The following is a 14,523-nucleotide window of genomic DNA, read 5'->3' as shown; positions in this document are numbered from 1 at the left end:
GGTACCGTCACTCTCCTGGCAGTTACTCCAGAAGACGTTCTTCCCTGGCAACAGAGCTTTACGATCCGAAAACCTTCATCACTCACGCGGCGTTGCTCCGTCAGACTTTCGTCCATTGCGGAAGATTCCCTACTGCTGCCTCCCGTAGGAGTCTGGGCCGTGTCTCAGTCCCAGTGTGGCCGTTCACCCTCTCAGGTCGGCTACGCATCGTCGCCTTGGTGAGCCGTTACCCCACCAACTAGCTAATGCGCCGCAGGCCCATCCGTAAGTGACAGATTGCTCCGCCTTTCCCAAGCCTCCCATGCGGAAGACTTGATTATCCGGTATTAGCTACCGTTTCCGGTAGTTATCCCGGTCTTACGGGCAGGTTGCCTACGTGTTACTCACCCGTCCGCCGCTAACCATCAGGAGTGCAAGCACTCCATCAGGTCCGCTCGACTTGCATGTATTAGGCACGCCGCCAGCGTTCGTCCTGAGCCAGGATCAAACTCTCCAATAAAGGTTGGATGAACGAATCACCCAAGTTTATTCGAAAGAGCGATTAGCTCAATCAGTTACTGACGATTTAAAAAAATCGTTCAAAGTTATTGACGCGTTCCATTTGTTCAGTTTTCAAAGAACTTGCTGTCCGGCATTTTCGATAACCATCATTTTTTGTCGAACAGTTGTTTATTATAGCCAATTCACTTTACTTTGTCAACCTCATTTTTCGACATTGTAGCAAGCCTTTCGACAAGCTGCCGTTCGAAGCGACAAGTAATAATTTATCACGATCGGGGAGCTTTTGCAATATGTATGTTTTTCCATTTTGAATTTACGAGAACCGTCCTAAACGGTTAATTTGCTCAGCATGGCGCGGAGGGAACCTGGACCTGGCTACGGGATGAAGACCGTACGTAAACGCCTGGTGTTCCGGTCCCGTAAATCGTCAAAAGCGACGCGCTCCGGCAACCGCCGGAACAAAAAATCCGATCCATGGGTCTAGCGGCTACTTTTGCTTTGCAGTCTCTTCCTCAACACGATGAAAAACGCTTTGCCGAAAAGCTTCATCCCATTCCCTTCTTTCAATGATTTTCATGCATAACAAAACTTACAGGTACACAAATGAAGACCAACCCCGAGCCAAAGCTGCAAAGGTTAGCCTTCAATAATTCCGCGGCCTAAAGGTGGCAGCTAATTGCCCTTGATAACCATACCGTAATCGCTGCCGGTGTCCACGTCCGCTTTATCTTATGAGCTGATATCGTCTTTTCCGTCCTTCTTCTTCTGTGCCTCTTCCTCTTGGTACGCTTTATCCAAGGCTACTTGTCCATCCGCCTGGATCTTTTCCAGCGCCTCGTCAAGCGACTTGCTTCCCTTCTGGACAAGATCCAGTTCCCGATCCTTGATTTGTTGGAATTGTCCGTAAAAGCTGTTAGGAGCGTCGCTGATCCCCATATATCCGTCGCTGCTATCTGCAGGTTTTAACTTATAAAAAGCGTCAAGGCTTTGTCCCTCGTAATCTTTCATCACGCCCATCCGGGACATGAGACCGTTATTCAACGTTCTTGATTTCACTTTGGCATATTCTTCGCTGTTGATGAATTTCAAAAACTCCCAGGCCGCATCGGCGTTTGGAGAATCGGACCGGATCGCGAAAATTTCATTATAGCTGACTTCCCGCGTGGAGTCAGGCAGCGCCGGGTCCACCGGACCGGCCACGATGCCGATTTGGAACGGCTTATAATCCCTTACGCTGTTTTTGGCATCCTTCAGATTTTGCAGCAGATTGGTGCCGTCGATCGTCATTGCCATACGTCCCATTAAGAAAGGCTGGCTCTTATAATATTCTTCCATCGTCCCGCTCTGGAATCCGTCTTCGCCCGGATCATAAATCGCCTTGGATTTTACGCCATCCAGAGCCAGTTGGAAAACCTTTTTCCAGGAATCCGAATTGATCGTCATTTTCTTCGTATCCGGATTCAGCACCTGCAACCCTTGTGTCATGGCGATCGAAGAGGCCAATTCATCAAAAGCTTTCCCGTAACGAGGACCGTATCCGTAAATCCGGCTGTCCTTATCCCCATCCGTGGGGAAACGGCGGGCGGTATCGATAATTTCCTGCCAGGTCATCCCGTCATGCGGCGGCTCAACTCCATATTTAGCAAACAGATCGGCATTATAATAAATTGCATTCACATTAAAAGATGAAGCCAGCCCGTACAGCTTCCCGCCGCCTTTTTCCTTTAGCAGGTCGATCAGCGCCGGATAAATCGTCGAGATATCGTATTTATCCTTGGCGATGAGCGTATCCAAATCCATTAATTTGCCTTCGGATGCGAATTTTTCGTAATTTTTGTTGGAGTTCAGCAGTATGATATCCGGCTGTTCCTTTTCCACGAATTTGGCAAACGCCTTGTCGTAGTCCTTTTCCTCGTCGTTATAAATGCTTTGCGTGTTAGCTACTTCAATTTCGATATTCGGATTCTTCATCGCAAACATGTCGCCATATTGGCTGAAAAAATAACTTTCGTCCCAGAACATGACCTTCAGCGTAGAAGTCTGCGCCTCCTGCTTGGCAGGGCCGCCGGCACACCCGGCGAACAGCAGTCCGCATATCATAACCAGCATAACCTTATATAATATTCCGTTCTTCATCTTAGCCTCCAAAAATTTTATAAAGCAATTCGCACAAAGCCCCTTTTCGGGGGCAACCAAGGCACGTTAGCCCGCCTGATCCGCTTCCGCGGCAGGCTTATTCTTCTTCCCGGCCGCTTCCTCCTTTACGGCCTTATCCAGCGCCGCCTGGCCTTCGTCCTGAATCACCTGCAGCGCCTCGCCGATGGATTTCTTTTTCTCCGCCATCAGCTTCATTTCCCGGTCAAAAATAGTACGGTATTGATCATGGAAGCTTTCCGGGATTTTATCATAGTTGTCGGAGTCGTTGTCCACTTTAGGCTTCAGCTTGTAGAAAACGTCGAGGTTTACGCCATGGAAATCCTTTTGCACTCCCATTCGGGACAACATGCCGCCGTTTAAAGTTCTGGACTTGACCTTGGCAAATTCATCGCCGTTCACGAATTTAATAAATTCCCAAGCCGCATCGGCATTTGCCGAGTTGGCCCGAATGGAAAAAATGTCGCTCACCGAGATGTTCCGCGATTTGTCGGGCTCCGCCGGATCTACCGGCCCTGCAACCGCACCGATTTGGAACGGCTTGTAGTCCTTAATCCGATCCTGGGCGTCCTTCAGGTTTTGCAGCATATAGGTGCTGTCGACCGTCATGGCCATCCGCCCCATCATAAATGGCTGGCTTTGGTAATACTCCTCCATGGTCCCTCCCTGGAACCCCTCGCCATCCGGATTGTAAACCGCTTTGGAGTCCAAGGCATCCATGGCCATCTTATAAACTTGCTTCCACGAATCGGTATTGAGAGTGAGCTTCATCGTATCGGTGTTGATGTAATTCAAACCTTGCGTATATGAGATACTCGAAGCCAAATTATCCAGCGACATGCCGTAATCCGAACCGAAACCGTAAACGCGGGTCTTTTCGTCCCCGTCCGTCGGGAAGCGGCGGGCCGTGTCGAGAATTTCCTGCCAGCTCATTCCGTCGTGCGGCGCCTCAATTCCGTATTTGGCAAACAAATCGGCGTTGTAGTAAATGACCGATCCATAGAAGGTCGGAGATAAACCGTACAGCTTGCCGCCGCCTTTCTCCTTCAGAATTTCCATGAGTCCCGGGAAAATCGTTTCGGTATCGTATTTATCCTTGGCGATCAGCGGATCAAGCTCCGTCAGCTTGCCTTCGGAAACGAGTTTTTCATACTCGTTCGCATCCAACAGCAGCACGTCCGGTTGTTCTTGTTCGATAAAGTCGGCAAACGCTTTGTCACGGTCGAAATCTTCCTGGTCGCTGTCCCGGTAAATCCGGTCCGTTGTGACGATTTCCACATCGATATTCGGATGTTTCATCGCAAACAAATCGCCGTACTCCCTGTAAAAGAAATTCTCGTCCCAAAACATCACCTTCAGGCTCGATACCTGTTTGGTCTCTTTGGCGGGCCCGCCGGTGCAACCGGCAAGCAGCAGCCCGCTTAAAAGCAGCAGCATAACCTTATTTAAAATTCCGTTCTTCATCATGACCTCCAAAAAAATGATAGGGCGATAAGCTAAGTGCCGTTAACCGGCCTGATCCGTTTCCGCGCCAGGCTTGTCCTTTTTGCCGGCCGCTTCATCTTGGACCGCTTTATCCAGGGCCGCCTGGCCTTCGTCTTGAACGGTCTGCAGCGCCTCGTCGATGGATTTCTTTTTATCCTGAACCAGCTTTATTTCCCGGCTAAAGAGGGAGTAGTACTTCTCATGGAAACTATCCGGGATTTTATCGTAGTTGTCGGAGTCGTTATCCAATTTAGGTTTCAGCTTATAAAACACATCAAGGCTTACGCCGTTGTATTCCCTTTGCACGCCCGTGCGGGACATCAAGCCGCCATTCAAGGTTCTGGACTTGATCTTCGCAAATTCTTCACCGTTTACAAACTTTAAAAATTCCCACGCCGCATCGGCATTCGGCGAGTTCGCCCGGATCGCCAAAATATCCCTCATGGAAATACTCCGCGATTTATCAGGCTCGGCCGGATCTACCGGCCCTGCAACCGCACCGATTTGGAACGGCTTATAGTCCTTAATCTGTCCCTGGGCATCCTTCAGATTTTGCAGCAGATTGGTGCCGTCGACCGTCATGGCCATACGCCCCATCAGGAACGGCTGGCTTTGGTAATACTCTTCCATGGTCCCCCCCTGGAACCCCTCGCCATCCGGATTGTAAACCGCTTTGGAGTCCAAGGCATCCATGGCCATCTTATAAACTTGCTTCCACGAATCGGTATTTAGAGTGAGTTTCATCGTGTCAGGGTTGATATAATTCAAGCCTTGGGTAGATGAGATGCTGGAAGCCAAATTTTCCAGCGACATGCCGTAATCCGAACCAAAACCGTAAACGCGGCTCTTTTCGTCCCCGTCCGTCGGGAAGCGGCGGGCCGTGTCGAGAATCTCCTGCCAGCTCATTCCGTCGTGCGGCGCCTCAATTCCGTATTTGGCAAACAAATCGGCATTATAGTACAAAACCGAGCCGTAAAAGGTCGGGGATAAACCGTACAGCTTCCCGCCGCCTTTTTCCTTCAGAATTTCCATAAGTCCCGGAAAAATCGTTTCGGTATCGTATTTATCCTTGGCGATCAGCGGATCAAGCTCCGTCAGCTTGCCTTCGGAAGCGAACTTTTCATACTGATTCGTATTCAACAGCAGCACGTCCGGCTGCTCTTCTTCGATAAATTTGGCAAACGCTTTGTCATAGTCAAAATCTTCCTGGTCGCTGTCCCGGTAAATCTTGTCCGTTGATGAGACGACTTCAATATCGATATTCGGATATTTCATCGCAAACAAATCGCCGTACTCCTGATAAAAATAACTCTCATCCCAAAACATCACCTTCAAGTTCGAGACCTGTTTGGTCTCTTTGGCGGGTCCGCCGGTGCAGCCGGCAAGCAGCAGCCCGCTAAACAGCACCAATATCGCCTTATGTATGAATCCGTTCTTCATCATGACCTCCTAAATGATTTTTTTTTTAATCTTCCCCATTACTTAGACGTAATCAGGCGCTAAATAGTTACCTATTTTCTCAAAAAAAGCCAACCCTTTTATATTTCCTTAAGGGTTGGCTTTCCCGGATATCTTATTCCATCAGCTCAGATTGCCCGGTACGGACTTGGATACCCGGCCGGTTTTAACCAATGCGGGCTGCGCCGCGGGACGGATAATTTTCATAGTATCACCTCCTCATCCCGCCGGGCCGCCATCCAAATCGTCCGCAGCGTCTTCTTGATTTGCCGCTTCTCGTAGGAGCAAGGGCGATTCCCCGTCCGCATACGGTACAGCGGGCAATGATTGCCCTGGCACGCGGGCCGGAAGAAGCAGGCCCGGCATTTCTCATCCGTTTCTTCGCCGGATGTCGTCCAGAGCGCCAGCTTGTCGTAATCCAGGTCCAGCGTCCCATCCTCATGAATCCGGCCCAGCCGGTTGTTGTCCTGCCCCAACGCGACGGAGCATTTATACAGCATGCCATCGGAGCCGGCGATCAGGGAATTCGGCTTGGCCGCATAACAAACCGCGCCGGTCGGCAGCAAAATATCCGAAATGAAGGAGCTAACCTGCAGCCCTTCGGCAATCGCCTGCTCGTTCAACTCCCAAATTGCGCGATCCTTTGTCCGCTCGTCACATACCGGGAGGTTCAGATCATTTTCACCGCCCATACATCCGACGGGACGGAAATATACTTTAAACCGCGGATCATCGGCAAACAACTCCCGGAGTACGGGAATAAACCGCGATACGGCCCCCAGGTTGCCGTTGTCGAAATTGACGCGCAGATTAATTTCAAACGGGCGGTCGACCTGCTTCAAGGACAGCAAATTATCCACGATCGTCCGGTACGTTCCTCCGCCTCCGTTCAGTCCTCTCCGGGAATCATGTGTTTCCCCTTCCCCGTCCAGCGTGACCATAAAGCGCCGGACATGCAGATCCAGCATTTGTTCGAGGCGGTCCCTGGTCAGGTAATAGCCGTTCGTCGACATCTCCGCGCCGTAGGCGGCGCCGTTTTGGCCGCAAGCTTCGATAAAGGAATTGGACAACCGTTCGATGATGTGGGGGACCAGCAAAGGCTCGCCGCCATGCCAGCTTACGGTAAGCTGCTTCAACGTCTTGGCCCGCTCGGCCATATAAGCTTCCAGACCGCGGATCACCTCCTCGCGCATCGAAGCGCGCGGAAACGATTCATAACAATAAGTGCAGCGAAAGTTGCAGGCTTCCGTCACAAGCAGCACCAAATGCATAGCGTCTTGAGCATGCATGGAGTGGTGCAAAAACATGGCGCGCCGCATTTCATCCACGTCCGAACGGACGAGGAATCCTTGCTCTATCAACCCGTCAACCAGCGGAGGCGCCGGCTCGGGAACAGGGGCGGCCGGTGCCAGCCACTCCAAAACATCATTCCGTTCCGCCGACGAGAAGGAAGCGATCGCCCCGGTATAGCTGTTGTACAGCATCAGGCCGCCGTCATCCGTCTCGCTTTGCGCATTAAAGCGCGAAGCCTTCCACTGTGACGCGTCAAAATTCATTTTGATCCATCCTTTATTTTGAAATAGGAAACATCGGGCAAAAACCCTTAAGTCCTATGATGAAAAAAAGGAGCATCCGCTTGCCGTGATTTGCGTCACCTTTTTCGGTAAATTACAACGTGGGGGAAGAAAGGCGAGTTTTTAAAACAAGCAAAAGCTTATTAAACATCTGGATTTCCAGCTTTATGCTTTCCGTGACCACTTCACCGATGAGCATTTTATAGTCCGGATTAACCGGATCAATCTCCGTTGCCAGCCCTTTTTCTTCAAATTCCTTCGCTCTTTTGTTAAGCCGTTCCAGGACGTCCTCCACGTAAAAAAACAGCTTTTTAGCGTCAACATACTCTAAAAACGGCAATACTGGAAGTAATGTTCTGATGGACTTGGCGTTTTTAAAGCTTTTGTAAATCTCTTCTTTAAAGGCTTCCCGGCCCTTTGGGGTAATGCTGTAGGTTATTTTGTCAGGACGGTTCTCCGCTTGGATAATTTGGGATTTTTGAATGAACTCCTTTTTAAGCAGCGCCTCAAAATTGTAATATAGATTACCATCTGTAACATTGACCGCATTATTCGTGCCTTGTAAAATTCTTTTCTTGACATCATAGGGATGATAGTCTCCTTTATGCAACAGACCGAGGATATATATTTGCAGTGACAAGGTTACTCCCCCCTTTAACTTGATATTAATTATTTTACACTATAACGTTAGGAGATGCCGAATCGCACGCTCGAAACAAAATAGGGGGAGCCAGCTTTCGCCCATATAAGGCGGCTGGTTCCCCCTTCTCTATCTGCTTTAATGCACTTAAGGCTGCGAAACGGTAATAGCCGCATGATCAGAAAGAAGCGCATGGTTGTTTATTATAATTTGCTCCCCATTTTCCAGGCCGTTGGCAACCAAGGCTTGCGTATCCGATTCTTCTCCTACGGTAATATCCTTGCGTAAAGCATGGCCATCAACAGCGATGTATACATAAGACTGGTCGCCGTCTTTCTCAATCGCCTTCGCCGGAATAATAATTCCTTCTTTAGCATTTGCATCCACAAAACTTACATCGGCCAGCATCCCGGATTTCAGTTTGCCGTCCGGATTGGCAACGGCTATCTTCACCGGAAAGCCGTTGCCATTGGCATCATCCGTTCCTATGCTTTTGACCTTGCCTGTTGTCAATATGCCTGAAGCGGCTACGCGAACCTGCACAGGATCACCCGCATTAATATCATTAATCCGTTCGGCAGGCACGTAAATCTCCAGATTAACGCTATCTAGATTATGGATCACAAGTGCCGGAGATGCGGCGGAAGCTATCTCACCGACTTCAATATTTTTGCTTCTGACAATCCCGGCTATAGGCGAAGTGATGACCGCATTATCCAACGAATTTTGGGCGATTTCAACGTTAAGCCGTGCTTGCTCCAGCTTTTGCCTGCTAGCATCAACCCCTGCTGTGCTCTGTGCCACTTCCAACTGACGCTGGGCATTTTTGTAGCCGTTATTGGCATTTTCATAGCTGTTTTTAGCATTTTCGTAGGCATCCTTGGCCGTGGTCAACGCTTTTTGGGCAGTGGCTAATGATCTTTCAGCGGCAGCCAGCTGTTCTTCAGCGTTGGATTTCGCATTTACCGCATTATCATAGGCCGCTTGAGCGCTAACTTGAGCAGCCTGTGCTTCTTCCAATTGCATTTGTGACGCCAGCGAGCTGGCGTAAAGAGACTCAGTGCGGGACAGGTTCTTTTTAGCATTCTCCAGCGCCTCCTGCGTCTGCTTTACCGTATTCTTGGCAGTAGAGACGGCTGTCCGGGCCTGCTTCAATCCGGTTTGAGCCTGGTCAACGGCCGCCTGTGCCTGATTGATCCCACCCTGTGCCTGCGTAATTGCGCTTTTGGCGGAGATGATGCTGTTCCGCGAGCTAACTACGCCTGAGTTCGCAGACACCATACCGGATTCATGCGAATCCTCCGCGGAGGCAATGGCTGCCTGCGCTGCCGCCACATCGGACTTGGCGATTTTTAATTTGTTCAGAAGATCATCGTCTTCAAGTTTGAACAACACCTGTCCCTTTTTCACCTTGCTCCCGACGTCGACGTTTACGGCAGCCACCTTGCCGGAAATTTTAGGAGTAATATTCACCGTTTCAGATGAGGTGATTTTCCCCGTGTATATCTCCCCTTCTCCAATTACTCCTTTTTGCGCCTGGCTGACCTTTACATTTATGCTTATCTCCTGAGCGGCCTGGCTGGCTTGCGAACAACCGGATAAAATACCGATTCCAAGCAGCAATACAGCAGTAGTCGCTTTCCACTCTTTCATCTATGCTCCGTCCCCTTTCTCTCCGTGCTTATGCTTGAATTTCCGCAGCCGCGTCTTTGGCTGCTTTTCGTTTTCTTCCGGTGGCAAACAGGAAAATCAGCGGTATCGAACAAAATAATGGTATGGATGATAACAGAAATGTATCCGCAATCCCCCGGGAATAGGCGTCCAGCGAAATTAATCCGGATACCGTAGAAGCCCACGAGCTCCCAAGCGTCGATTGTAAGATTTGCGCGCCTTCCGCGGTTACGGATTCGGCAATATGCTGCGTATGCAGAGCCGTACGGTTCTGCATGAGGAAGGTGAAAACTGCAATGGCCATGGAGCCGGCGAGCGTTCTTATCAGGTTGGACGCGGCCGAGGCTTTGCCCACCTTATTGTTCTCCACGGCGTTCATCCCGACTGTGGACAAAGGCATCATGCATAGTCCGATTCCTATTCCGCGCAGTGCGGTCACACCCTCAAACCACAAGTGCGATGTCTGTGGCGTCAACAAGTGAAGGTGGTAGGTCATCAGACTGGTTAAAGTCAGCCCCGCGAGTCCGATCGGCAAGATGCCTATCTTGTCTAACAGCTTGCCCGCGATCGGCATCATGAGAGCCATGCCTATAGCCTGCGGGAGTAAAATAATTCCTGTTTCGACAGGAGATACCGACTGAATATTTTGCAAAAATAACGGCGTCAAAAAGGTGCCTCCATACATCCCCATCATGACAAAACTGGAGGTAATTACACTAACGGTAAACTTATGATTTTTAAACAGTGAAATATCGATAACTGCATTATCCTTGCCCTTCTCGACAAAAATGAGAAACACCAGCGACCAGAAAGCGATAAAAAGCAGCGAAACAATTTTAAAGGATCCCCAGCCGTCGGACGGCCCGCTGGAAAGCGCGTAAAGCAATGTGCCCGCACAGGTCGCGGCTAATAAAAACCCTGGAACGTCAAACTTGATGGGCGCACCTTTTGGCGGTTCCTTGATCAATAGGACAACCATCAGAATGGCGAATAAGGCAAACGGAACGCAAGCAATAAACAGAAATCTCCAGTTGAACCATTCAATCAAATAACCGCTTAGTGTCGGACCGATGGCAGGCGCGGCCATGGAGGAAATTCCCCAGATCCCGATCGCCATTCCAATTTGTTCGCGCGGTATAATTTTATACACAATCGTCATGCTCAGCGGCATGATAACTCCGCCGCCAAGGCCGGCAATAATGCGGGCGGCAATCAACGACAGGTCATTCCAGGCAAATATGCACAAGGCCGTACCTATCGTAAATACGGAGAGAGCGCCGAGCAAAAACTTCTTATAGCCAACCCGCTGCTCCATAAACCCCGTGATCGGAACGATAATTCCTTGAGCCAGTGTATAGCCGGTAATTACCCACTGAATCCGCGAGGCGGTCGACCCTAAATCCGTAGTCAATTGCGGAATCGCCACGTTAATCAAACTGTTGTTCAAAACGGCTACAAAAGCTCCCACGACAATGGCAAAGAAAGCCAGCCAACGTTCTTTGGATGATGAATCAGCGGGAGGAGCAGCGGTTATCGGATTTGAATCCATGCCAATCCCCCTCTATGGAGTATGAATTCTGACTTCAACGTTTGTTCCTGGGATCAGCTCCATTCCCTCCGGAATATTCAAGGCAATTTTCACCGGAATGCGCTGCGTAACCTTATTGAAGTTGCCGCTCGTATTCGTTGCTGGAATTGCTGAAAATACGGAGTTGGTAGCCTGCCCGACATTGCTCACCTTCCCCTGAATGACCTGGCCCCCCGCAGCGTCCAGAGTGACATCGACGACTTCCCCCGGCTTGATCCGGCCAATGTCGGTCTCTTCGATGTTGGTTGAAACATACAGGCTGCTCATATCCACCATTACCGCTACCGCGGTGCTGGGCGACGCGATCTCTTGTTCATGGGAGTAAAGTTTAATCACCGTACCGTCAATGGGGGCACGCAGCACAGCTTTGCTGATGGAACTGGAGTCCAGGCCGGATACATCCTGGACGGCAATCATCTCATCCTTCTTGAGCGTATCGCCTTCTTCAACATAAATCTGATCCAGCTTGGCGGTGATTTGCGGCATCACTCGATACTGATCGGCAGCTATACGCGCATCATCGCTTTTCACATAATGAGCGCCTTGGTACCAGTAGTAGCAGCCTAACGCCCCGCCGCTTATTACAACCAAGGCAACTAGAATTAAATAAATTTTTTTCTTACTCACGCACTCCACCCCAGTAGGCTGAATTTTTTGGCAAACATCTTCAATACTCAATCCGATTATGATTGCATTTACCTTTTAGCTGCAGACCTTAGTAGACCTTGGTAGGCCTTGGTAGACCTTGGTAGATCTCAACAGATCTTTGGAAACACGCTCCTTTTTGTGTATTTTTAATACAAACATATTACTCTGTACAGAGTAATGCCGAAAAGAATAATAGCTAACTCCCGGCTGATTGTCAATATTAATCATCAACACCGGCAGAAAAATAAAAACCCCCGAAACCGGCGATTGTGCCGTTTTCAGGGGTTATGGGCTATCCGTTGCTTTCGTTTAACAGCCGGATAAATTCATCTTCGTCTTCGATCACGGGTATGCCGAGCTCCTGGGCTTTGGCCAGCTTGCTGCCGGCTTTCTCCCCGGCGATGACGAGGTCGGTTTTCTTCGACACGCTGCCGGTCACTTTGGCGCCAAGCGCCTCCAGCCGGGCGGTCGCCTCATCGCGGCCGAGCTGGTGCAGCGTACCGGTCAGGACGACGGTTTTGCCGGAGAAGAAGGAATCCGTCACCGGGGCCGCCGGTTTGTCCGGCGCCTTCGGTGCGACGCCCTGATCCAGCATCTTCTGAATGGCCGCCTGCTGGAACGGATCGGCGAAAAACGAGACGATGCTTTCGGCCACGATGCCGCCGATGTCCGGCAGGGTGATTAAGTCCTCCACCGTTGCCGACATCACCGCGGACAAACTGCCGTAATGGTCGGCAAGCACTTTGGTGGTCGATTTACCGGTGTTCGGAATGCCCAGCGCAAACAGGAAGGAAGCAAGGTCGCGGCCTTTGCTCTGCTCAATCGCCTCCAGCAGGTTGTTGGCTTTCTTTTCGCCGAAGCGGTCGAGCTTGATCAGATCATCGAATTTCAGCGTGTACAGGTCGGCCGGTTCATGAACGTTCAGCTCGTCATGCAGCTGCTCGGCGGTTTTTTCGCTGAACGTCTCGATGTCCATCGCATCGCGCGACGCGAAATGCGTAATGCGGGCGACGATCTGCGGTTTGCAGCCCAGCCGGTTGTTGCAGAACAGATGGGCGCCGCGCTGCTCCAGCGACGTGCCGCATGCCGGGCACACGGTCGGAAAGACGATCTCCCCGCCGTCCTGCTCATCCGTCACTTTGCCGAGAATTTCCGGGATGACGTCGTTGGAACGGCGGATGAAGACGCGGGTGCCAAGCGCAAACTTCAGGTTTTTCCGCTCGATGTCGCCAACGTTGTTAAGCGTGCAGTTCTGCACGGTGACGCCGGCCAACTCCACCGGCTCGACCTTGGCCAGGGGCGTGATTTTACCGGTGCGCCCGACGTTCCAGGACACGGACTCCAACACTGTGGTCGTTTCTTCCGCCTCAAATTTGAACGCCACCGCCCAGCGCGGGAATTTATCCGTGTAGCCGAGAATCTCGCGGGTGCGCATATCGGTAATTTTGACGACGGCTCCGTCGATCAAGTAATCGAGCGAAGCGCGGCGCTCCACGATCCGCTCCAGCTCGCGCACCACCTCATCGAAGCTGCTGTGGTAGGTCACGAACGGATTGACTTTAAAACGGTTCTCTTTGAGAAACTCCATCATCTCGCGATGGTCCCGGAACCGGACTTGATCGGAATACCCCACGTTGTAGAAAAAAGCGCTCAGCTTCCGCTCCGCCGTGACGCGCGGATTCAGGTTGCGCAGGGCGCCGGCCGCGGCGTTGCGGGCGTTTTTGAGCGGTTCGGCGGCCGTTTCGTTGTATTTGGCCAGTACGGACAAATTCATGATGCCTTCGCCCTGCACTTCGATCGTGCCCTCACGGTACGGGATGGTCAGCGGCACGGACTTGATCGTTTTCACCTGGGCCAAAATGCCTTCGCCCACAACGCCGTTCCCCCGGGTCGCCGCCTGCACCAGGTTGCCGTCCGTATAAGTCAAGTTCAGCGTCAGTCCATCGAACTTCAGCTCGACGACATACGTCGGCTCTGGGAGCGGATTTTCGGGATTTTTGGTGTTATAATCCGCGATCAGCTTGATTGCCCGGTTGTTCCAGTTTTGCAGTTGCTCCTCGTTTTGGGCCTTATCCAGGCTCCATAAAGGCGACAAATGCCGGTGAGGCTTGAATCCCTGCAGCAGCTCGCCGCCCACCCGCATCGTCGGCGAGTCCGGCAAGGTCACGCCCGTCTCCGCCTCCAAAGCGGTCAATTCGTCGTACAGTTGATCGTACTCCTTGTCACTGATCAACGGCTCATCCAGGGTGTAGTAATGATAGTTGTACTTGTTCAATTGCTCTACGAGCTGCTTCATTTTTTGCATAACATCCATGCAGGGACAACCCTCCTTATATATTATAGAAACGGAACATTCGGGGATCGGCCCGGGAATGGCTCCGCTTCAAAATTAACATTGGTGCGGCGGACCGGCTTATGGCCATATGCCGACATTGATGCTCGAGAGATTCTAACGGTTGCCACAGCCGCTATTTGTTCCAATAACGTTGATTTCAAATTGTAACGGTTGCCATAGCGCTTATTTCACTGAAACCCGGCTCATTTTGCTTAGATTCAGGCAAATAACGGCGCTCACAACCGTTACAATTTAGAAAGGGATCTTTTTCGGGAAATAGCGGCTGCTGCAACCGTTAGAGTTCCGGCAGGTAGTATCACTCAAAAACCTGAGCTTTTGCGGCAAATCCGAAAAGTATCAGGGCAACAAGTTGTCTTGTGCAAGAGTTAAAGCGACATTAGCGCATTAGCGAATTTAGTGACATTAGTGACATTAGTGACATTAGCGACATTAGTGATATTAGCGACAT

Annotated in this window: 9 protein-coding genes and 1 rRNA gene (1 of these 10 running past the window's edge); all 10 read right to left on the bottom strand. The window is 50.8% G+C overall.

What is annotated here, in order from left to right:
• Positions 1 to 499 (bottom strand): 16S ribosomal RNA (locus DYE26_RS27270); it reaches 1,055 nt to the left of the window's first position.
• 731 nt (positions 500 to 1,230) lie between these two features.
• Positions 1,231 to 2,637, bottom strand: a complete 1,407-nt coding sequence (locus tag DYE26_RS27265; RefSeq protein WP_063836297.1) for an ABC transporter substrate-binding protein — start codon at positions 2,635 to 2,637, stop codon at positions 1,231 to 1,233.
• Between the two features lie 66 nt (positions 2,638 to 2,703).
• Positions 2,704 to 4,119: an ABC transporter substrate-binding protein gene (locus DYE26_RS27260; RefSeq protein ID WP_051985240.1), complete on the bottom strand. Its 1,416-nt coding sequence runs from the start codon at positions 4,117 to 4,119 to the stop codon at positions 2,704 to 2,706.
• A 42-nt stretch (positions 4,120 to 4,161) separates the two neighbouring features.
• A complete protein-coding gene (locus DYE26_RS27255; RefSeq protein WP_051985239.1) occupies positions 4,162 to 5,580 on the bottom strand; it encodes an ABC transporter substrate-binding protein in 1,419 nt (472 codons plus the stop codon).
• Between the two features lie 221 nt (positions 5,581 to 5,801).
• A complete protein-coding gene (locus DYE26_RS27250) occupies positions 5,802 to 7,154 on the bottom strand; it encodes a radical SAM/SPASM domain-containing protein (RefSeq protein WP_036619454.1) in 1,353 nt (450 codons plus the stop codon).
• 112 nt (positions 7,155 to 7,266) lie between these two features.
• Entirely contained in the window at positions 7,267 to 7,812 is a 546-nt protein-coding gene (locus DYE26_RS27245) for a PadR family transcriptional regulator (RefSeq protein ID WP_051985238.1), read from the bottom strand.
• Between the two features lie 147 nt (positions 7,813 to 7,959).
• On the bottom strand, positions 7,960 to 9,465 hold the full coding sequence (locus tag DYE26_RS27240; RefSeq protein WP_036619453.1) for an efflux RND transporter periplasmic adaptor subunit: 1,506 nt from the start codon (positions 9,463 to 9,465) through the stop codon (positions 7,960 to 7,962).
• 28 nt (positions 9,466 to 9,493) lie between these two features.
• Positions 9,494 to 11,032 carry a DHA2 family efflux MFS transporter permease subunit gene (locus tag DYE26_RS27235; RefSeq protein ID WP_036619452.1) on the bottom strand — a complete coding sequence of 513 codons (1,539 nt, stop codon included), beginning with the start codon at positions 11,030 to 11,032 and terminating at the stop codon, positions 9,494 to 9,496.
• A 12-nt stretch (positions 11,033 to 11,044) separates the two neighbouring features.
• Positions 11,045 to 11,698, bottom strand: coding sequence for an HlyD family secretion protein (locus DYE26_RS27230; protein WP_036619451.1), 654 nt, complete (start codon positions 11,696 to 11,698; stop codon positions 11,045 to 11,047).
• A gap of 313 nt (positions 11,699 to 12,011) precedes the next feature.
• Positions 12,012 to 14,033, bottom strand: coding sequence for an NAD-dependent DNA ligase LigA (gene ligA / locus DYE26_RS27225; RefSeq protein WP_036619450.1), 2,022 nt, complete (start codon positions 14,031 to 14,033; stop codon positions 12,012 to 12,014).
• Positions 14,034 to 14,523 lie beyond the last annotated feature (490 nt).

It is taken from the genome of Paenibacillus macerans (assembly GCF_900454495.1).
Taxonomy (GTDB): domain Bacteria; phylum Bacillota; class Bacilli; order Paenibacillales; family Paenibacillaceae; genus Fontibacillus; species Fontibacillus macerans.
The sequence above is the reverse complement of the archived record's forward strand: the minus strand, read 5'-3'. Positions and strand labels throughout refer to the sequence as shown.

Bases quoted from the DNA above. Each gene is read 5' to 3' on its own strand.
- DYE26_RS27260 (WP_051985240.1), bottom strand. From the start codon at position 4,119: ATGAAGAACGGAATTTTAAATAAGGTTATGCTGCTGCTTTTAAGCGGG.
- ligA (WP_036619450.1), bottom strand. From the start codon at position 14,033: ATGGATGTTATGCAAAAAATGAAGCAGCTCGTAGAGCAATTGAACAAG.
- DYE26_RS27265 (WP_063836297.1), bottom strand. From the start codon at position 2,637: ATGAAGAACGGAATATTATATAAGGTTATGCTGGTTATGATATGCGGA.
- DYE26_RS27250 (WP_036619454.1), bottom strand. From the start codon at position 7,154: ATGAATTTTGACGCGTCACAGTGGAAGGCTTCGCGCTTTAATGCGCAA.
- DYE26_RS27240 (WP_036619453.1), bottom strand. From the start codon at position 9,465: ATGAAAGAGTGGAAAGCGACTACTGCTGTATTGCTGCTTGGAATCGGT.
- DYE26_RS27235 (WP_036619452.1), bottom strand. From the start codon at position 11,032: ATGGATTCAAATCCGATAACCGCTGCTCCTCCCGCTGATTCATCATCC.
- DYE26_RS27255 (WP_051985239.1), bottom strand. From the start codon at position 5,580: ATGAAGAACGGATTCATACATAAGGCGATATTGGTGCTGTTTAGCGGG.